Raw genomic sequence first — 17717 nt, 5'->3', positions numbered from 1 at the left:
CACAAGGGGGAGGGAGTTCGTCCGCCTCGTACATACCCTTCAATGCATCACCCGGCTCGAAGGAATGGCAAAACGCCGACGCCCTACCTCTTGTGGGGAGGGATAATGGGTGGGGGTCCCCCTCGCCCGACTTGGCAAAGCCCCCGCTTAAACCGCAGCCGTGCCCTCTAAACCCACCCCTGCATTTCCCGCCGCACGATCGTCTCGATCACCGCCATCCCCTCCTCCGAATCGTTCAAACACGGGATGTGCGCGAACTTCTCCCCTCCGGCATGCTCGAAGATCTCCCGCACCTCACCGTCGATTTCCTCCAGCGTCTCGATGCAGTCGGCGGAGAACCCCGGATTGACGATGGCGATCCGCTTCACGCCGTCCCTGGCGAGCTTCTCGACGGTCTTGTCTGTATAGGGCTGCAGCCATTCCTGCGCGCCGAAGCGGGACTGGAAGGTCGTCATCAGCCGGTCCTTCCCCCAGCCCAGTCGCTCGCGCAAAAGCCGCGTCGTCTTCTGGCAGTGGCAGTGATAGGGGTCGCCGCGCTCGAAATAGGCTTTCGGGATGCCGTGATAGGAGGCGAGCACGATTTCCGGTTCGAAATCGAGCGCGGCCAGATGCTTTTCCAGCGAGCGTGCCAGCGCCTCGATATAGACGGGCTCGTCATGATAGGGCGGCACCGAGCGGACGGTCGGCATATGCCGGATCTTCATCAGCGCGCGGTAGAGCTGGTCGTTCGCCGTCGCCGTCGTCGTCGCGGAAAACTGCGGATAGAGCGGGAACATCACGATGCGATCGCAGCCCGCCTTCATCAGATTGTCGACCGCACTGGCGATCGAGGGCTGACCGTAGCGCATCCCCCAGTCGACGACGATGCGATCGTCGCCGGAGAGCGCGGCAGCGAGCTTTTCGGCCTGCGCGCGGGTGATGGTGCGCAGCGGCGACTCGTCCCTTTCCATGTTCCAGATCTTGCGGTAATTCGCGCCCGATTTCGACGGCCTTGTCGTCAGCACCGCGCCATAGAGGATCGGATACCAGATCGCCTTGTTGAGCTCGATGACGCGCGGATCGGACAGGAATTCCTTCAAATAGCGCCGCATCGACGAATAGTCGGTGCCGTCGGGCGTGCCCAGATTGGCCAGAAGCACGCCGACCTTCTTCGCGCGAACCCGCGGATGTCCCTCGGGCAGCGGACCGATCGCCCGCGCAGCCTCACCGTCGATCTTCGTTTGCAGCGTCATCGCCGTCTCCTTCGCGCGGCGCCGCTCGTGCGTCGCCTGCCCCGCCAGTTCGGATTTCGTGGCCGGAAACTAGGCGTTCGCGCGCGTCGATCAATATGGCGCGTGGCCGCAGACACACTGTCCTCGCCCGTCAAATGAAACGGGCCGCCCGAAGGCGGCCCGCAGAAGGGTCCGGCGGCCGATCAGTTGGCCGGGATGACGAGTTCCATGCCGACATGCAGCCGGTTGGGATTACGCAATTCGGGGTTCGCCTCGGCGATCTCCATGTAGCGCTCGCCATCGCCCAGATACTGCTCGGCGAGTTCCCAAAGATTGTCGCCCGCGACGACCGTATGGGTCCGCGCGCCGCCATCCATGGCCGGTGCCGCCTCGATCGGATCGGCCTCCTCCTCGATCGGAGCGGCTTCCTCGGTCATCGGTGCGGCTTCCCCGGCCGGTGCCGCGTCCTCAGCAGGAGCGGCTTCCGGCGCTGCCGGCGCAGCTTCCTCGGCCGGCGCCGCCTCGATCGGATCGGCCTCTTCCTCCATCGGAGCGGCTTCTTCGGTCATCGGTGCGGCTTCCTCGGCCGGTGCCGCGTCTTCAGCCGGTGCGACTTCCGGCGCTGCCGGCGCAGCCTCTTCGGCCGGCACCGCTTCGATCGGAGCGGCTTCGTCCTCGGCAGGCGCGGCTTCCTCGGCCGGGGCGGCCTCGGGCTGCGGCGTCGTCAGTTCCTCGGCCGAAGGTGCCGGTTCTTCCGAAGCGTCGCTTGGCGCCGCTTCGTCCACGACCGGTTCGGTCGGCTCAGCCTGGGCGACATTGGTGATGCGGCCGTCCAGCATCGGCTCGTAGGGGCCGTTGTCGCGCAGATAGTCGGCGACGACCATTTCGAGGCCGGGTCCGAAATCATAGGCGTTCTGCGCGTTGGTGCCGAAGAGCTCGTAGCCGTCGCCGCCGCCGCGCATGAAGTTGTTGGTCGCAACGCCGTAGGTCGCCGCCTCGTCGAGCGCGACCCATTCACCGTTTTCCTCGATCTCGACCGACTGGATGCGCCCGCCATTGGCCGGCTGGCTCGGGTCGAAGGAATAGCGAATGCCCGCGACCTGCGGGAAGCGTCCGGCGCCCTCTTCGATGCCGGAGACGCCGTGTTCGAGCGAGGCGATGATGTCCGCGCCCGTCAGTTCGAACGTCGCCAGCGTGTTCTGGAACGGCAGCACGGCGAGCACTTCGCCCATCGTGATTTCGCCCGCATCGATGGACGAGCGCAGGCCGCCACCATTCTGGATGACGATGCGAACGCCCTGCTCCGAGGTACGGTGGAGCATCGCATCGGAGACGAGGTTGCCCATCGTGCATTCCTGCGCGCGGCAGGTCTCGCGGCTGCCGTCGATCGCCGCCGTCGTCTCGGAGACCGGCTGCATCATCAGTTCCTCGATCGGCGCGGCGAGCTCTTCCACCCGCGCGGCGATCTCGGCGTTCGGCTCCACCGACGCGTCGAGCAGGATCGTGTCGCCGGCCGCCGCCGTGACATTGCCCTCGTCGTCGAAGGTCACTTCGAGTTCGCCGACATATTTCGAGTTGGCATAGGCGTGGACGATCGGAACGTCGCGGCCCGACGGGTTGGCGACCATCGTCGGATAGGCTTCGGCGCCCTCTTCGGTGTTCGAGAAGCGCGTGTGGCTGTGGCCACCGACGATTACGTCGATTCCGTTGACCGCCGCCGCGATCTCCTGGTCGCGCGCGAAGCCGACATGGCTGACGAGCACGATCTTGTTGATGCCCTCGCCTTCCATGCGGGAGACGGCGTCGTTGAGATATTCGATCTCGTCGTCGAAGGTCACGTTCGGCCCACCGGCCGAGGTGACGTCCGTGTCGGTCGCCAGCACCGAGAGGATGCCGATGCGCTCGCCGCCCTTTTCGACGATCGTCCATTCCTCGATCTTGCCGGCAAGGCTCGTCTCGGCATCCGCGACGACCGTATTGCCCGAGATCACCGGGAATTCGGCCGCGTCGATGAAGTCGGCCAGCACCTGCGGACCGTCGTCGAACTCATGATTGCCGACGGCCATCGCGTCGAAGCCGATCATGTTCATGAACTCGACCGTGTCCTCGCCCTTGTAGGTCGTGTAGAACAGCGAGCCCTGGAACTGGTCGCCCGCGTCGAGCACGATCACATTGCGATCCTCGCCCGTCAGCGCGTCGCGGCGTTCGTTGATCTTGGTCGCCACGCGCGCGATCCCGCCGAAGCACTCGCCCGCCGTCTCGTCCTCGTCGGAGCACGTCGCATCCGAGGAGTTGATCGACTGGATGCGCGAATGCAGATCGTTGATGTGGAGGATGGACAATGTGTAGTCGGCAAAGGACTGGCTGGCCGAAAGGGCCAGCGTCGACACCGACATGGCTGCGACGAGGGTGAGTTTCTTCATCTTGTTTGACGCTCCCGGAGTGAACCCATCGACACCTGACACACGACCATGACGATCGTGCTACGGCATCGTTGGTGAACATGTTCACACCTCAGTTCCGCCCGCGCAAGCGCTTTCGTCCCTGACGCCGGGACAGTTCGCCCCCTTCGGCGCGCCCGTGGTTAACGGCCACGAAAAAGGGCCGCCCCGCGGGACGGCCCTCGTCGATCTTCCAGTTGGTGACGGCGGCCTACGAGACGCCCTGGCTGCGGATCAGCGAGAACTGGTTGCCGGCCTCGCCGGTGCAGTTGAGCTGGCCCGCGCCTGCCATCTGGCAGTTGACGCGCGAGGTCGTCTGGCGGATCAGCGAGGTCAGCGTGATCTCGACCGAGCCCTGGCCGCGATCGACATAGCTGCCTTCGGCGAGGCGGTTGCCCGTATCGGTCGCAACCGTCTCGAACTGGCCGTTCGAGAAGCGCGAGATCGCGACGCCGTCCGTGCTCGCCCATTCGCCGTCGACCTGCGAAGCGGCCATCTGCGGCGCCTGGATCATCGGCCGCGAGGCCATCTGGCCGGGTCCGGGCCCCATTCCCTGGCAGCCGGCGAGCGCCAGCATGAGAGCCGCGGTTCCGGCCGCACCCCAAATTCGTGTCTTGGTCATCTTGGAAATTCTCCTCGTCCCCGAGCCTAAAGTCACCGCTTTCGGCGGCAAAAGCAAGGCGTCGCACGGCGTGTCGCCGTGCCGCCCCCGCCCCTTTAATGCTCAGTGGACCAAAATGTTGCGAAACTGCCAGGGATCGTTTTCGTCGATGTCCTCGGGAAAGAGCCCCGGCCGCCCGTCGAGCGGCGTCCAGTCGGTGTAGTAGCCCTTCACCGGGCCGAGATACGGCATCTGGATTTCGAGGCAGCGGCGATAATCGATCTCGTCGGTCTCGACGATGCCGGCCTCCGGATTTTCCAGCGCCCAGACCATGCCGGCGAGCACCGCCGAGGTCACCTGCAAGCCCGTCGCGTTCTGGTAGGGCGCAAGTTCGCGCGTCTCGTCGAGCGAAAGCTGCGAGCCGTACCAGTAGGCGTTCTTGCCGTGGCCGTAGAGCAGCACGCCGAGCTCGTCGATGCCGTCCGTCAGTTCGTCCTCGTCGAGCACGTGCTGGACCGTCTGCGCCCTGCCCGCCGCGCCGAACATCTCGTGCATCGAAAGCACCGCGTCGTTGCAGGGGTGATAGGCATAGTGGCAGGTCGGCCGGAACTCCGCCGCCCCGTCCGGGCCCTTCACGGTGAAGAAATCGGCAATCGAGATCGCCTCGTTATGGGTGACCAGAAAGCCGTATTGCGGTCCGGGCGTCGGGCACCAGGAACGCACGCGCGTGTTCGCGCCGGGCTGCTCGAGGAAGACACCGGCCTTGCAGCCATGGTCGTGTTCCTTGAGATTGGCCGGCTTCCAGGTCTCGTGCGTTCCCCAGCCAAGTTCGGCCGGCTGCAATCCTTCCGAGATGAAGCCCTCGACCGACCACGTGTTCCAGAACACGTCCATCGGCTTCGGCTTCTTGGTGCGCTGCGTGTCGCGCTCGGCGATGTGGATGCCCTTGACGCCGACGCGCTGCATCAGCTTCGCCCAGCCCTCGCGGTCCTCGACCGACGGCTCGGCGAAGTCGAGCTTCATTTCCGAAGCGAGGTCGACCAGCGCCTTCTTGACGAACCACGACACCATGCCCGGATTGGCCCCACAGCAGGAAACGGCCGTCGTCCCGCCGGGATTTGCCGCCTTCTCGCGGCGCACGCTCTCGCGCAGCGCATAATTGGTGCGCTCGGCGTTGGACGCGCTCATGTCGAAATAGAAGCCGAGCCAGGGCTCGACCACGGTGTCGATGTAGAGCACGCCGAGTTCGCGACACATCTTCATCATGTCGAGCGAGCCGGTATCGACCGAGAGGTTGATGCAGAATCCCTGCCCGTCGCCCTTGGTCAGATAGGGCATCAGCAGGTCGCGATAATTGTCGCGCGTCACATGCTCCTGGATGAAGGGAATGCCGCGCTCGTCAAGCAGGGCCTTGTCCTCGTCGCGCGGGTCGATGACCACGAAGCGCGACTTGTCGTATTTGAAGTGACGTTCGATGAGCGGCAGCACGCCGCGTCCGATAGAGCCGAACCCGACCAGCACGATCGGTCCGGTGATTTCACCATGGACGGGCCAATTGCGTTCTGCCATTTCCGGACGTCTCCTTCTTCAGTTGAATGATGGCTTGCTAAACCACAGATCGCGCGATGCCGATAGCCATCAATGCGGCAGCGCCATGTCAGTTGCGTGAAATGGCGCGAAGCGCAGAAACCAGCCTGTCGCGGTCCTGCAACAGGCCCTTATAGGCAAGCTTGTCGCGATCCATCGACGAGAGCTGTTCGGCGAACCCGTCGGCGACCCGGACATGATCCTCATGCGCCGCGATCCGCGCCAGCGGGTTCAGGTAGATGCGGATGGTGAAGAGGATGTCGCCCGTCTGCGGTAGCTTGCGCAGCGTCTGCCGCTCGACGCGGATGAACGCGCGCGCCGCCACCTCCTGCGCGGAAAGTTCGCGAATTCCTTCGGCCGCGCGGTCGATCCGGCTGGCATGCGAAAGCGGGTGGTAGAGGTCGGGATTGCCCTGCATCGACCAGTTCATCCGCTCCACCGGATTGCCCGGCTGCAACTTGTCGAACATGCGCGCGATGAGTTCGGCCATCCGCGTGCCGCGCCCGAATTGCGGCACCGGCTGGTGAATGTCCTCCAGCGCCCGGTCGTATTTCTCGGTCAGCGACCAGGACGAGGGAAAGCACAGCGACGCGGCGACGAGCCGCCAGCCATCGACATCCTTTCGCATCAGGACGAGGTCTTCCTGCACCAGATGCGAGGCAATTTTTAGCGGTGACGTGCCGTCGGCGAGCGACACGATGCGACCGCCAATCCGCACCTCGCCGTCCTCGACGCGATGCGTCGCGCCATGCCGTTCGGCAAGGTTCTCGACGATCAGATCGAGCACTTCCTGCTGTGCCGCCTGCGTGTCTTCGCGCTCCACAAACACCTTCTCCGGCAGTTCGCCGTAGAGCCGATCCTTCTCCGCCAGATACGGCTCCAGCGCGTCGTCGACCTCCAGCCATGTGGCGAGGTCCATCGGCTTCAGGCCGATCGTGAAGGGCTTGGACGACCCGTCGAAGGGCGTATATCGCATTCACTCACTCTCCAGTCGCGCCGCGATCAACCCGCGCAGCGAATTGCCGACGAAGACCGCCCGCGCCCGCGCAATGTCGCTTGGCAAAAGCCGCGCTTCAACCGCCTTGCCTTGGTCCAGAAGCTCCGCCCGCAGCACCCCCGGCAGCGCGCCCGCCTCCACCGGCGGCGTTGCGAGAGCGCCGTCGCCAAGGTCGAGGAACAAGCTGGTGATCGTCCCCTCGGCAAGCTCGCCGTCGCCGTTGAGCAACAGCACCTCACTGATGGTTTCGGCCGAAAACTCACCCCGCGCCTGCGCATAGATTGCTCGGCTGTCGGTCTTGTGCCGGCGCAGCGGATCGGCGGCATCGAGCCGCGTCGCCGCGATGGCAAGCTGCCAGACCGTGCCGCGCGGAAGCGCCGTGAATGGCGTCGTCGTCAGCCCGATCTGGCCCGTCGTCGATAGCTCCAGCCGAACCCGCAAGGCCTCTTCGCTGGCGATCCAGTCGAGCACGTTTTCCGCGTCCTGCCGGTTGAAAGCAAAGCCCAGCGCGACCGCCGAATGCGCCATGCGATCCACATGCCGCGCGCGGCGCGGGATCGTGCCGTCCGCCTCGCGGCGCATGGTCTCGATCAGGGCGTAGCCGGCGAGTTGCCCGTCGCGAAGCGCGCTTTCAAAAGGCATTCGGCATATTCCCCTTCTGCCGTGGAATCGAAGACGACACCGCCGCCGACATTGTAGACGGCCTCGCCCGACGGATAGAGCGACAGGGTGCGGATCGCAACGTTGAACCGCATCCGCTGGCCGGGTGCAACCCAGCCGACCGCGCCGCAATAGACGTCGCGCGGACCGTCCTCCAGTTCCCGCAATATCTCCATGGCGCGGATTTTCGGCGCCCCGGTGATCGAGCCGCAGGGGAAGAGCGCAGCAAAAATGTCGGCAATGTCGAGTCCCGGCAGAAGCTTCGCGCGCACCCGGCTCACCATCTGGTGCACCGTCGCGTAGGTCTCGACCTTGAAGAGGTCCGGCACGTCGAGCGTCCCGACCTCGCTGATCAGCGAAATGTCGTTGCGCAGAAGATCGACGATCATCCGGTTCTCGGCCTGGTTTTTCGGATCGCCGGCAAGAAAATCGCGCTGGCGCGCATCGTCTTCCGGTGTCGCTCCACGCGGCGCGGTGCCCTTCATCGGCAGCGTTTCGATCCAGCCGTCGCGCGAAACGTCGAAGAAGAGTTCCGGCGAGCGTGAGACGACGACCGGTCCGTCGAGTTCGACCAGCGCCGAATGGCGCACCGGCTGGCGCACGGCAAGCTGCCGGAAGATCGCCAGCGGATCGCCCTCCCACCGCGCATGGACGGGAAAGGTCAAATTCCCCTGATAGCAGTCGCCGGCACGCAGATGGTCATGCAGCTTGGCGAACCGCGCTTCGTAAGTCGCCGCGGACCACGTCGCACGCGCGTCGAGTATCGCCGGCTCGGCATTCGAATGTGGCCGGAAAATCTGGCCGGCATCGCCCTCGAACGGGCCGTCGAATATGCCGAAGCACAGAAGCGGGGCGCGGCGGTTTTCGGGTAGCAGAGGCCGCAGTTTCGGCTCCAGAAGATAGCCGGCTTCATAGGAGACATAGCCGGCCAGCCACTTGCCCGCTTCCCGCGCCACCTGCGCTTCCTCCAAAGCCGGAAAGAACTCTCGTTCGTCCCACGCCACGATCAGCCGTTCCGGCTCGGCGAACAGAAGTTCACGCCCGGAAAAATCGTCGCGGAAGAGCACGAAGCTGCGAAAGTTCATTTGCGTGTGCTGCGGAAGCCCCGCGCGTCGATCGCGTCGGCGATGTCCTCGCCCATCTTGAGCGTGCGGACCAGCAGCGGCACGGCAAGCGCGACGAGGCTTCCATCGAGCCCGCGCGCCCTCTGCGCCTCGCGCACCTCCGCGCCCACCGACGCGATCAGCGGAATGAACCGAAGGGCGAGTGACAGCGCGAGGCTGATCTTTTCGACATCGACGCCGAGCTTTGCGAGCGGCTGCAAGCCGGTTTCGATCGCCGCCATGATCGCCGATGACGGGGTCGTCAGCGTCACCAGCCCGGCGAGGAGCACGAGCGCGGCAAGCCGCATTCCCATCGCGAACGCCGCTTCCCAGCCATTCAGCCAGGCGTGCGCAAGCACGAGGAGAACCATGACGATCAACAACGGCCGCAACACCTGCCAGATGTCGCGAAGCGTCAGCCCGGCCAGGAAGTACAGCGCGATTGCGACGGCGAGCGCAGCCGCCGTCCCGGCCAGTCCAGTCACGAAAAAGAGTCCGGTTCCGGCAATGGCGAGCACCGCCATTTTCGGCCCCGCCGCAAGGCGATGGATCGGGCTCGTTCCGGGCCGGTAGGCAGAGATCATCCCATCAGGCCTTCATAGTGGCGGATCGCATCGAAGGGCTTGCCGTCGAGGACGAGCCCGCCCTCGTCGAACACCAGCGCACGGTCGAAATTGGCGACGAGATCGAGGTCGTGTGTCACCACGATCGCCATCTCGTCCAACTCCGAAATCGTCCGGGCGACGCGCCTCTTGTTGCGCAGGTCGAGCAGCGTCGTCGGCTCGTCGAAGATGATGATCTCAGGCTCCAGAATTGTCACGCCGGCAATCGCCACCATCTGCTTCTCGCCGCCCGAAAGACGGTGCGTCTGCTCCTTGGCGAGGTGCGAAAGTCCGAACCGGTCAAGCCCCGTTTCGACCATCCGGGCGATCTCGTCCTTCGGAAGTTTGCGGTTCTTCAAGCCGAAGGCGAGGTCTTCCTCGACCACCGGATAGACGATCTGGTTGTCCGGGTTCTGGAAGACGAAGCCGACCTTCCCCCTCACCTCTTTCCCATCGCTTTTCGTATCTAGCCCATCGACGAAAACGCTCCCCGACGTCGGCACTAGCAAGCCGTTGATCAGGCGCACGAACGTGCTCTTGCCCGACCCGTTGGCGCCGATCACGGCAATGCGCCGCTCGGTGAGTTCGAGGCTGAAGGGCTTCAGAACCTCGCGCTCGCCGAAGCGGTGGCTGACGCCGGAGAAGCGGATCATGCGCGGCGGGGCGCCTCGATCAGCGGATAGGATTTGCGCACCGTCACCGCCACCGTCGCGGCGATCGCGGCCTTGATCAAATCGCCCGGAATGAAGCCCAGCGAACCCGCCGCCGCCTCGAAATAGGAGAGCCCGGTGGTCAGGCTGATCCAGGCGATGCCGATCGGATAGAGGACGAGAATGCCGCCGAGGACGTTGATGCCGAGCGCCTGGAAGAAGCCGAGATTGCGCCAGAAACGCTCGCAGAGGAGGCCGACCACGAAGGCCACCAGAATCCACGAAACGAGGAAGCCGCCGCCCGGTCCAGCGAAGACCGCGAAGCCGCCGCGCCCGCCGGCCAGAAGCGGAAGGCCCGCCGCGACGAGGACGAGGAACAGCGCGAGCGCCAGCGAACCGCGCTTGGCGCCGAGGACGGAACCGGCCAGCATCGCGCCCATCGACTGCGCCGTGATCGGCACGCCGACGATCGGCAGGGTGAACGGGGGGAAAACTCCGAGCGCTGCCGTCAGAGCGGCGAAAAGCGCGATGAAGACGATGTCTTTTGTGTTCATTGTGGCCCCGTTTCAGAGAATTTCGGCCCGTTCCGGCCGGTTTTGAGCTCGTTCGTTACGCCTTTGCGGCGAAATCTTCAACGCGCGGATAAGTCCGCCCGCAACCTGTCCACATCGGGCGAGTTCTGTGAGGCGAAGGAGCCCTCGCCATGACCAAGCATTTCGAAACACCCGTCAACCTCACCGACGGCCGCAGCCTCGCCTCGCTCGACGACGCCATCGCCGCCCTCTCCGACACCGGCTGGCCGGAGCGCGGGCCGCGCCACGACGAGGCGCTCGACATCTGCCTCAAGGTCCGCGACGGCCACCGTTCTCTATCGGAAGGCCGCATGGCGCTGGAGATGGCCGCGCAGGAAGCGGGCAATCTCCAGCCCTGATTTCCTAGATGTGCAAGGCGTGGCCAAGCGTCCGCAAAGCCGCTTCCTGCAAGGCTTCGCCCTGTGTCGGATGGGCGTGGATCGTGCCGGCGATGTCCTCCAGCCGGGCGCCCATTTCAAGTGCGAGCCCGAACGCCGCCGACAGTTCCGAGACGCCCCGTCCGACCGCCTGGATGCCGAGCACCAGATGGTTGTCCGACCGCGCCACGACCCTGACGAACCCCGCCTCGTCAGCCATCGACATAGCGCGGCCATTGGCGGAAAACGGGAACTGCGCCGTCTTGATCTCGCGCCCCGCCGCCTTCGCCTGATCGGGTGACAATCCGACCGAAACGATCTCCGGATCGGTGAAGCAGACGGCCGCGATCGCCACCTTGTCCCAGCTCCGTTTATGGCCCGCGACGATCTCCGCGACCATCTCGCCCTGCGCCATCGCGCGGTGCGCCAGCATCGGCTCGCCGGTCACGTCGCCGATGGCGAAGATGCCGCGCATGGAGGTGCGGCACGCGTCGTCGATGCGCACGAAGCGGCCATCCATGTCGAGCACCATTTCCTCGCGGCCCCAGCCCTCGGTCGCCGGCTTGCGCCCGACCGTGATGAGGATCGCGTCGGCCTCGATCTTCTGCTCCGCACCGTCTGCCGTCTCGACCAGAAGCGCGCCGGTGCCGGACAGGCCCTTGGCCTTGGCGGACAGCAACAAGTCGATGCCGAGTTCGCCAAGCCGCTTGGCGACCGGGCGCACCAGTTCAGCGTCGTAGAGCGGCAGGATGCGGTCCAGCGCCTCGACGACGGTAACCTTCGCGCCAAGCTTGGCAAAAGCGGTGCCGAGTTCGAGCCCGATATAGCCGGCGCCGATGACGGCGATCTTCTCCGGCAGCTTCGTCAGCGCCAGCGCTTCGGTCGAGGACATGACCTTGCCGCCGAAGGGCAGGTTCGGCAGCTCGACGGACTGCGAACCGGTCGCGATGACGATGTGCTCGGCGCGGATGATCTGCATGCCGGTCGACGTCTCGACCTCGACGGTCTTGCCATCGCGGAACCGCGCGCGGCCCTCGACGCTCTTGACCTTCGCCTTCTTGAGAAGTCCCGAAACGCCGGTCGTCAGCCGGCCGACGATGTTGTCCTTCCAGGCGATGGTCTTCTTGAGGTCGATCGCCGGCGAGGCGAGCGAGATGCCGACCGGCGACGCGCCCTTGGAGGCCTCGGTCGCTATGTGGAATTCGTCCGCCGCGTGGATGATCGCCTTGGAGGGGATGCAACCGACATTGAGACAGGTGCCGCCGGGGCGCTTTTCCTCGACGATGACGGTGTCGATGCCGAGCTGACCCGCCCGGATCGCGCAGACATAGCCGCCGGGCCCGGCGCCGATGACGAGGAGTTTGCAGGAGATGTCTTTCATGAAGTGGCTCCTGCTTGCGGGGTTTGGGCCCTATGGCGCCCCCCTCTGTCCTGCCGGACATCTCCCCCGCACGGGGGGAGATTACGCTGTGTCGATGACGAGACTAATCTCCCCCCTCGCGGGGGAGATGTCCGGCAGGACAGAGGGGGGCGTGAAGGATCGCGACAAGAATTGACCATGCTCAATCCCCCACAAAAATCAGCGCCGGCGTCTCCAGCAGCGCCTTGACGCGCTGGATGAACCGCGCCGCGTCCCAGCCGTCAATCACGCGATGATCGAAGGACGACGACAGATTCATCATCTTCCTCGGAATGAACTGCGTGCCGTCCCAGACGGGCCGCATCATCATCTTGTTGACGCCGACGATGGCAACTTCGGGGTGGTTGATGACGGGGGTGGTGACGATGCCGCCCATCGCGCCGAGCGAGGTGATGGTGATGGTGGAGCCGGAAAGTTCCTCGCGGCTGGCGGTGCCGGACTTCGCCGCCTCGGCGAGGCGGCCGACTTCCGCGCCGCAATCCCAGATGTCACGCGCCTCGACATGGCGCGCAACGGGCACGACCAGCCCGGTCGGCGTCTGCGCGGCGATGCCGATATGGATGCCGCCATGCTGACGGATGATGCCCGCCTCGTCGTCGAAGATCGCGTTGATCTCCGGCTGCTCGCCGATCGCCTTGGCCATCGCGCGCATCAGGAAAGGCAGGATGGTGAGCTTGGGCTGGTCCGGTTTCTTCGACGCATTCATCGCCGCGCGAAGCTCTTCGAGCGCGGTGACGTCGATTTCCTCGACATAGGTGATGTGCGGGATGGAGCGCTTGGCGAGCGCCATCTTCTCCGCGATCTTGCGGCGAAGGCCGACGACTTTGACCTCGGTGATTTCGGTGTTGCGGGACATGCCGCGCGGTGCGCTGGTCGAGCGGCCGGCGGAGAGGAACGCGTCGAGGTCTTCGTGGCCGATGCGGCCTGCGGGACCGGAGCCGGCGACTTGGCGCAGGTCGATGCCGGCCTCCTTGGCACGGAGGCGGACGGCTGGGGAGGCCAGAGGTTTTTCGCCTTCTGGGCGGGGGGCGCCGGTGGAGAGGGAGCTACCCCCACCCTTTATCCCTCCCCACAAGGGGGAGGGAGGCGTCGGCGCTTTTGCCTTACTCTGCGCCGGCGCAGCCGCCTCATCTGTGGATGCATTCTCGGCTTTTGGCGATGCCGTCTCCGGTTCCCCTCCCCCTTGTGGGGAGGGGTTAGGGGTGGGGGTCACTTCTTTGGAAGACTCTTCTTCCAGCCCCTCACCGCCCGTCTTGATCCGGATGAGCGGCGCGCCGACCGCGACGACGTCGCCGATCTCGGCGCCGAGCCACGAAATCTCGCCCTCGACGGGCGACGGGATCTCGACCGTTGCCTTGTCGGTCATCACTGCGGCCAGCACCATGTCCTCGCGGACCGGATCGCCGATCTTGACGTGCCATTCGACGAGTTCCGCCTCAGCCACGCCTTCGCCGACATCGGGCATCTTGATCGTGTGTTCAGCCATGATGCACTCCGAGCATGGTGTCGGCGGAATGGGGAAGCGCCTGCGGAAGCACCCCCACTCCGTCCCTTCGGGCCACCTCTCCCCCTGCCCAGGGGAGAGGAAACCAAGCTGGAAAAGCGCCGGCGCTGCGGCAGCGCATTTCCTCTCCCCCGGGCAGGGGGGGCCGAAGGACGGGCGAGACCCGTGGCTCGCCCCGGCAAGGTGGCACGCGAAGCGTGACGGAGTGGGGGTGATTGCGCTGTTTCAGAAGGGCCATCCTCACGCCTCCATCACGGCGCGAAGCGCTTCGCTGACGCGGGCGGGGCCCGGAAAATAGTCCCATTCCTGCGCGTGCGGATAGGGCGTGTCCCAGCCGGCGACGCGGGCGACGGGGGCTTCGAGGTGGTAGAAGCAGTGTTCCTGCACCAACGTGACGAGTTCCGCGCCGAAGCCGGACGTCATGGTCGCCTCGTGGACGACGACGCAGCGGCCGGTCTTCTTGACCGACGCCGTGATGGCGTCGAGGTCGAGTGGCAAAAGCGTGCGCAGGTCGATTACCTCGGCGTCGATGCCGGCGTCTTCGGCCGCGGCGAGCGCGACATGGACCATGGTGCCGTAGGCGAGAATGGTGACGGCCGAGCCCTCGCGGCGGGTGATGGCCTTGCCGAGCGGCACGGTGACGTGATCGGCGGCGACGTCGCCCAGATCGTGCTTCGACCAGGGCGTGACGGGCCGGTCGTGATGACCGTCGAAGGGGCCGTTATAGAGGCGCTTGGGTTCGAGGAAGATCACCGGGTCGGGGTCCTCGATGGCCGCGATCAGCAGGCCCTTGGCGTCCTGCGGGTTGGACGGGACGACGACCTTAAGGCCGGAGACGTGGGTGAACAGGGCTTCCGGGCTCTGGCTGTGCGTCTGGCCACCGAAGATGCCGCCGCCGGTCGGCATGCGGATGACGATCGGGCAGGTGAACTGGCCGGCCGAGCGGTAGCGGATGCGGGCGGCCTCCGAGACGATCTGGTCATAGGCCGGATAGACATAGTCGGCGAACTGGATTTCGACGCAGGGGCGAAGACCGTAGGCGGCCATGCCGACCGCGACGCCGACGATGCCGAGTTCGGAGATTGGCGTGTCGAAACAGCGCGACGAGCCGTATTTCTGTTGCAGGCCGGCGGTGCAGCGAAAGACGCCGCCGAAATAGCCGACATCCTCGCCGAACACGACGACGTTTTCATCACGGCCCATGGAGACGTCCATGGCGTCGCGGATCGCCTCGATCATGGTCATGCGGGGCATGGGGTGGACTCCGTAATCGGCTGCGTTTCGCCCTGTCGCGCCCCCCTCTGTCCTGCCGGACATCTCCCCCGCATGGGGGGAGATCGGCCTTCATGACGACCTCCATCAACAGTCGACGTTTGCGTGGGACGACGACGCGCGTGATCTCCCTCCTTGCGGGGGAGATGGGCGGCAGCCCAGAGGGGGGCAACGTGGAGCATCGAAGCTTCAATCAAACCCATCATCCCTCAAACCCCCGCCTGCTGGCGCTGGCGCCGCAGATGCGGCGGCATTTCGGCGTAGACGCCTTCGAACATGTCGCGCGCGGAAGGTCTGCCGCCGGCGTGGAGGGTGCCGTGCTTTTCGGCTTCCTTCTGCGCGGTGATGACCATGTCGAGCACTTCGGCTTCGGCCTGCTTGTGACGGTCGTCGGTCCACACGCCGCGGCGGATCAGATGGTTCTTCAGGCGGATGACCGGATCGCCGAGGGGCCAGTTGTCGGATTCGGTCTTGGGGCGGTAGGCGGATGGGTCGTCGGAGGTGGAATGCGCGCCGACGCGGTAGGTGACATATTCGACCAGCGTTGCGCCGAGGCCCATGCGGGCGCGCTCGACGGCCCATTTGGCGACGGCGTGGACAGCGAGATAGTCGTTCCCGTCGACGCGCAGCGCGGGCAGCCCGAAGCCGAGGCCGCGTGCGGCGAAGGTGCCGGCGCCGCCGCGGGCGATGCCCTGGAAGGTCGAAATCGCCCACTGGTTGTTGACGATGTTGAGGACGACCGGCGCGCGGTAGGTGGAGGCGAAGACGAGCGCGGCGTGGAAATCGCTTTCCGCGGTCGAGCCGTCGCCGATCCATCCGGCGGCGATGCGGCTGTCGTTCTTGATGGCGGACGCCATCGCCCAGCCGACGGACTGGATGAACTGGGTGCCGAGATTGCCCGAGATGGAGAAGAAGCCGTGGTCCTTGGCCGAATACATGATCGGCAATTGCCGGCCCTTCAGCGGGTCGGCCTCGTTGGAATAGATCTGGTTCATCATGTCGACCATCGGATAGTCGCCGGCGATGAGGAGGCCGGCCTGCCGATAAGTCGGGAAGTTCATGTCGCCGGGCTCCATGGCCCGCCGAAACGCGCAGGAGACGGCCTCCTCGCCCATATGCTGCATGTAGAAGGACGTCTTGCCCTGGCGCTGCGCCATCTGCATGCGCGCATCGAAGGAGCGCAGCGTCATCATGTGCTTGAGGCCCTCGAGCAGTTCCTCATCGGTCAGCGTGCCGGCCCAGGGGCCGACCGCCTCGCCGTCGCGATTGAGGACGCGGATGATCGAGAACGCCATGTCGCGGATCGTCGCCGGATCGACATCGACCGGCGGGCGCTCGACGGAGCCGGCGCGCGGGATCTTGACCTTGGAGAAATCCGGTTGGCCGCCAGGGCGTACCTCCGGCTCCGGCACGAACAGTCCGCCTTTGCGAGTCTCGACCATCCAACTTCCTCCCTTTGGGGCAATTTAGGACAGGATTGCTGACCTAGTCATCCCCTCATCGCACGCGAATTTCCTCACATCGACTTTTCGAGAAGCGCCAGCGCGGCTTGCTTCGTCAATTCGACCGGGTTGCCGCCTGCGGTCGGATCGACGATCGCCATTTCGGCGATGAGGTCGCGGCGCGCGTCGTCCATCTGGAGGCCGGGGATGAGGTCGCGCAGGGTGGAGGGTACAGACAGTTCGGTGCGAAGGTCCATGATCTTGCTGCGAAAGCCGTCGAAACCGCCGGAAATGCCGCAATAGGCGGCGAGGCGCTCGATGCGTTCTTCGATCGCGGGGCGGTTGAAATCGAGGACATAGGGCATGAACAGCGCATTGGTCATGCCGTGATGCGTGTCGTAGAGCGCGCCGATCGGGTGCGAGAGCGAATGAATCGCACCGAGGCCCTTCTGGAACGCGGTGGCGCCCATCGCGGCGGCCGACATCATGTGCGCGCGGGCCTCGATGTCGGTGCCGTCGGCAAAGGCGCGGGGAAGGTTTTCGAGGACGAGGCGAATGCCTTCGAGCGCTATTCCGTCGGCCATCGGGTGGTAGCCGGGGGCGCAATAGGCTTCCAGGCAATGCGCCAGCGCGTCCATGCCGGTGCCGGCAGTGATCGCCTTCGGCATGCCGACCGTGAGTTCGGGATCGGCGATGACGGTGACGGGCAGCATCTTCGGGTGGAAGATGACCTTCTTCGTGTGCGTCGCCTCGTTGGTGAGCACGCCCGCGCGACCGACTTCGGAGCCGGTGCCGGCTGTGGTCGGCACGGCGATGACGGGGGCGACGGCCGCAGAATCTGCGCGGGTCCACCAGTCGCCGACATCCTCGAAATCCCAGATCGGGCGCGGCTGGCCGGCCTGGAAGGCAATGAGCTTGCCCAGATCGAGCGCCGACCCGCCGCCAAACGCGATGACGCCGTCATGCCCGCCGGATTTGAAGACGGTGATGCCGGCGGCGAGGTTGGATTCGACCGGGTTCGGCCGGACGTCGGAGAATATGCCATAGGTGACCGTCGCCTTGTCGAGGATCGCCAGCGTGTCGGCGACGACGGGGAGTTTGGCGAGACCCGGATCGGTGACGAAGAGCGGGCGCGCGATGCCGGCCGATTTGAGGACGGCGGGCAGTTCACTGACCCGACCGGGGCCGAAGAGGACGGTGGTCGGGAAGTTCCACTTGAAGGTGAGGGTCATGTCATTGGCTTTCGGTATGTGAAGGCGCCCCCTCCACCATGCTGCG

16 protein-coding genes are annotated in these 17717 nt (G+C 65.5%); 1 reads left to right on the top strand and 15 read right to left on the bottom strand.

Going from position 1 to position 17717, the window contains the following annotated elements:
• Nucleotides 1–167: 167 nt before the first annotated feature.
• The 10 genes from hemH to ACT6QU_RS13405 all read right to left on the bottom strand — a co-directional run bounded on the left by hemH (nt 168) and on the right by ACT6QU_RS13405 (nt 10406).
• Nucleotides 168–1232, bottom strand: a complete 1065-nt coding sequence (hemH, locus tag ACT6QU_RS13450) for a ferrochelatase (protein WP_444565846.1) — start codon at nt 1230–1232, stop codon at nt 168–170.
• A gap of 182 nt (nt 1233–1414) precedes the next feature.
• Nucleotides 1415–3634: a 5'-nucleotidase C-terminal domain-containing protein gene (locus ACT6QU_RS13445; protein ID WP_444565847.1), complete on the bottom strand. Its 2220-nt coding sequence runs from the start codon at nt 3632–3634 to the stop codon at nt 1415–1417.
• Nucleotides 3635–3863: 229 nt separating this feature from the next.
• Nucleotides 3864–4274 carry a hypothetical protein gene (locus tag ACT6QU_RS13440; RefSeq protein ID WP_024587757.1) on the bottom strand — a complete coding sequence of 137 codons (411 nt, stop codon included), beginning with the start codon at nt 4272–4274 and terminating at the stop codon, nt 3864–3866.
• 102 nt (nt 4275–4376) lie between these two features.
• A complete protein-coding gene (locus ACT6QU_RS13435) occupies nt 4377–5822 on the bottom strand; it encodes a homospermidine synthase (RefSeq protein WP_444565848.1) in 1446 nt (481 codons plus the stop codon).
• An 88-nt stretch (nt 5823–5910) separates the two neighbouring features.
• Complete coding sequence (locus ACT6QU_RS13430; protein ID WP_444565849.1) at nt 5911–6816, bottom strand: heme-dependent oxidative N-demethylase family protein; 906 nt, start codon at nt 6814–6816, stop codon at nt 5911–5913.
• On the bottom strand, nt 6817–7479 hold the full coding sequence (locus ACT6QU_RS13425) for an aminotransferase class IV family protein (protein WP_444565850.1): 663 nt from the start codon (nt 7477–7479) through the stop codon (nt 6817–6819). It lies immediately after the preceding gene.
• On the bottom strand, nt 7428–8582 hold the full coding sequence (locus ACT6QU_RS13420; RefSeq protein ID WP_444565851.1) for an aminodeoxychorismate synthase component I: 1155 nt from the start codon (nt 8580–8582) through the stop codon (nt 7428–7430). The genes ACT6QU_RS13425 and ACT6QU_RS13420 overlap by 52 nt, the downstream gene beginning before the upstream one ends.
• Nucleotides 8579–9184 (bottom strand): energy-coupling factor transporter transmembrane component T family protein, encoded by a 606-nt coding sequence (locus ACT6QU_RS13415; protein WP_444565852.1) that lies wholly within the window; start codon nt 9182–9184, stop codon nt 8579–8581. Before ACT6QU_RS13415 ends, ACT6QU_RS13420 begins: the two co-directional genes overlap by 4 nt.
• Nucleotides 9181–9855, bottom strand: coding sequence for an energy-coupling factor ABC transporter ATP-binding protein (locus tag ACT6QU_RS13410; RefSeq protein ID WP_444565853.1), 675 nt, complete (start codon nt 9853–9855; stop codon nt 9181–9183). The genes ACT6QU_RS13415 and ACT6QU_RS13410 overlap by 4 nt, the downstream gene beginning before the upstream one ends.
• The gene (locus ACT6QU_RS13405; protein WP_444565854.1) at nt 9852–10406 is read right to left on the bottom strand and encodes a biotin transporter BioY; all 555 of its coding nucleotides are present in this window, start codon (nt 10404–10406) and stop codon (nt 9852–9854) included. The genes ACT6QU_RS13410 and ACT6QU_RS13405 overlap by 4 nt, the downstream gene beginning before the upstream one ends.
• Before the next feature lie 149 nt (nt 10407–10555).
• Between ACT6QU_RS13405 and ACT6QU_RS13400 the strand changes: the two genes are divergently transcribed.
• Nucleotides 10556–10783, top strand: a complete 228-nt coding sequence (locus ACT6QU_RS13400; protein WP_444565855.1) for a DUF982 domain-containing protein — start codon at nt 10556–10558, stop codon at nt 10781–10783.
• 4 nt (nt 10784–10787) lie between these two features.
• Here the strand turns inward: ACT6QU_RS13400 and lpdA are convergent, their stop codons facing one another.
• From lpdA to ACT6QU_RS13375, 5 genes are all read right to left on the bottom strand, one after another.
• The gene (gene lpdA, locus ACT6QU_RS13395; RefSeq protein ID WP_444565856.1) at nt 10788–12182 is read right to left on the bottom strand and encodes a dihydrolipoyl dehydrogenase; all 1395 of its coding nucleotides are present in this window, start codon (nt 12180–12182) and stop codon (nt 10788–10790) included.
• Nucleotides 12183–12363: 181 nt separating this feature from the next.
• Nucleotides 12364–13707 (bottom strand): dihydrolipoamide acetyltransferase family protein, encoded by a 1344-nt coding sequence (locus tag ACT6QU_RS13390; RefSeq protein WP_444565880.1) that lies wholly within the window; start codon nt 13705–13707, stop codon nt 12364–12366.
• A 258-nt stretch (nt 13708–13965) separates the two neighbouring features.
• Complete coding sequence (locus ACT6QU_RS13385) at nt 13966–14979, bottom strand: alpha-ketoacid dehydrogenase subunit beta (protein ID WP_444565881.1); 1014 nt, start codon at nt 14977–14979, stop codon at nt 13966–13968.
• 227 nt (nt 14980–15206) lie between these two features.
• On the bottom strand, nt 15207–16439 hold the full coding sequence (locus ACT6QU_RS13380; RefSeq protein WP_444565882.1) for a thiamine pyrophosphate-dependent enzyme: 1233 nt from the start codon (nt 16437–16439) through the stop codon (nt 15207–15209).
• A 74-nt stretch (nt 16440–16513) separates the two neighbouring features.
• Nucleotides 16514–17671: an iron-containing alcohol dehydrogenase gene (locus ACT6QU_RS13375; RefSeq protein WP_444565883.1), complete on the bottom strand. Its 1158-nt coding sequence runs from the start codon at nt 17669–17671 to the stop codon at nt 16514–16516.
• Between the last annotated feature and the right edge of the window lie 46 nt (nt 17672–17717).

It is taken from the genome of Aliihoeflea sp., assembly GCF_052435475.1.
Taxonomy (GTDB): Bacteria; Pseudomonadota; Alphaproteobacteria; order Rhizobiales; family Rhizobiaceae; genus Aliihoeflea.
Note: the sequence above shows the minus strand (reverse complement) of the source record. Positions and strands in the feature narration are given on the sequence as shown.

Excerpts from the sequence above, each read along its gene's own strand:
- ACT6QU_RS13410 (WP_444565853.1), bottom strand. The coding sequence starts at position 9,855 with ATGATCCGCTTCTCCGGCGTCAGCCACCGCTTCGGCGAGCGCGAGGTT.
- ACT6QU_RS13385 (WP_444565881.1), bottom strand. The coding sequence starts at position 14,979 with ATGCCCCGCATGACCATGATCGAGGCGATCCGCGACGCCATGGACGTC.
- ACT6QU_RS13375 (WP_444565883.1), bottom strand. The coding sequence starts at position 17,671 with ATGACCCTCACCTTCAAGTGGAACTTCCCGACCACCGTCCTCTTCGGC.
- ACT6QU_RS13420 (WP_444565851.1), bottom strand. The coding sequence starts at position 8,582 with ATGAACTTTCGCAGCTTCGTGCTCTTCCGCGACGATTTTTCCGGGCGT.
- ACT6QU_RS13380 (WP_444565882.1), bottom strand. The coding sequence starts at position 16,439 with ATGGTCGAGACTCGCAAAGGCGGACTGTTCGTGCCGGAGCCGGAGGTA.
- ACT6QU_RS13430 (WP_444565849.1), bottom strand. The coding sequence starts at position 6,816 with ATGCGATATACGCCCTTCGACGGGTCGTCCAAGCCCTTCACGATCGGC.
- ACT6QU_RS13415 (WP_444565852.1), bottom strand. The coding sequence starts at position 9,184 with ATGATCTCTGCCTACCGGCCCGGAACGAGCCCGATCCATCGCCTTGCG.
- ACT6QU_RS13440 (WP_024587757.1), bottom strand. The coding sequence starts at position 4,274 with ATGACCAAGACACGAATTTGGGGTGCGGCCGGAACCGCGGCTCTCATG.
- ACT6QU_RS13445 (WP_444565847.1), bottom strand. The coding sequence starts at position 3,634 with ATGAAGAAACTCACCCTCGTCGCAGCCATGTCGGTGTCGACGCTGGCC.
- hemH (WP_444565846.1), bottom strand. The coding sequence starts at position 1,232 with ATGACGCTGCAAACGAAGATCGACGGTGAGGCTGCGCGGGCGATCGGT.
- ACT6QU_RS13400 (WP_444565855.1), top strand. The coding sequence starts at position 10,556 with ATGACCAAGCATTTCGAAACACCCGTCAACCTCACCGACGGCCGCAGC.
- ACT6QU_RS13425 (WP_444565850.1), bottom strand. The coding sequence starts at position 7,479 with ATGCCTTTTGAAAGCGCGCTTCGCGACGGGCAACTCGCCGGCTACGCC.
- ACT6QU_RS13405 (WP_444565854.1), bottom strand. The coding sequence starts at position 10,406 with ATGAACACAAAAGACATCGTCTTCATCGCGCTTTTCGCCGCTCTGACG.
- ACT6QU_RS13390 (WP_444565880.1), bottom strand. The coding sequence starts at position 13,707 with ATGGCTGAACACACGATCAAGATGCCCGATGTCGGCGAAGGCGTGGCT.
- lpdA (WP_444565856.1), bottom strand. The coding sequence starts at position 12,182 with ATGAAAGACATCTCCTGCAAACTCCTCGTCATCGGCGCCGGGCCCGGC.
- ACT6QU_RS13435 (WP_444565848.1), bottom strand. The coding sequence starts at position 5,822 with ATGGCAGAACGCAATTGGCCCGTCCATGGTGAAATCACCGGACCGATC.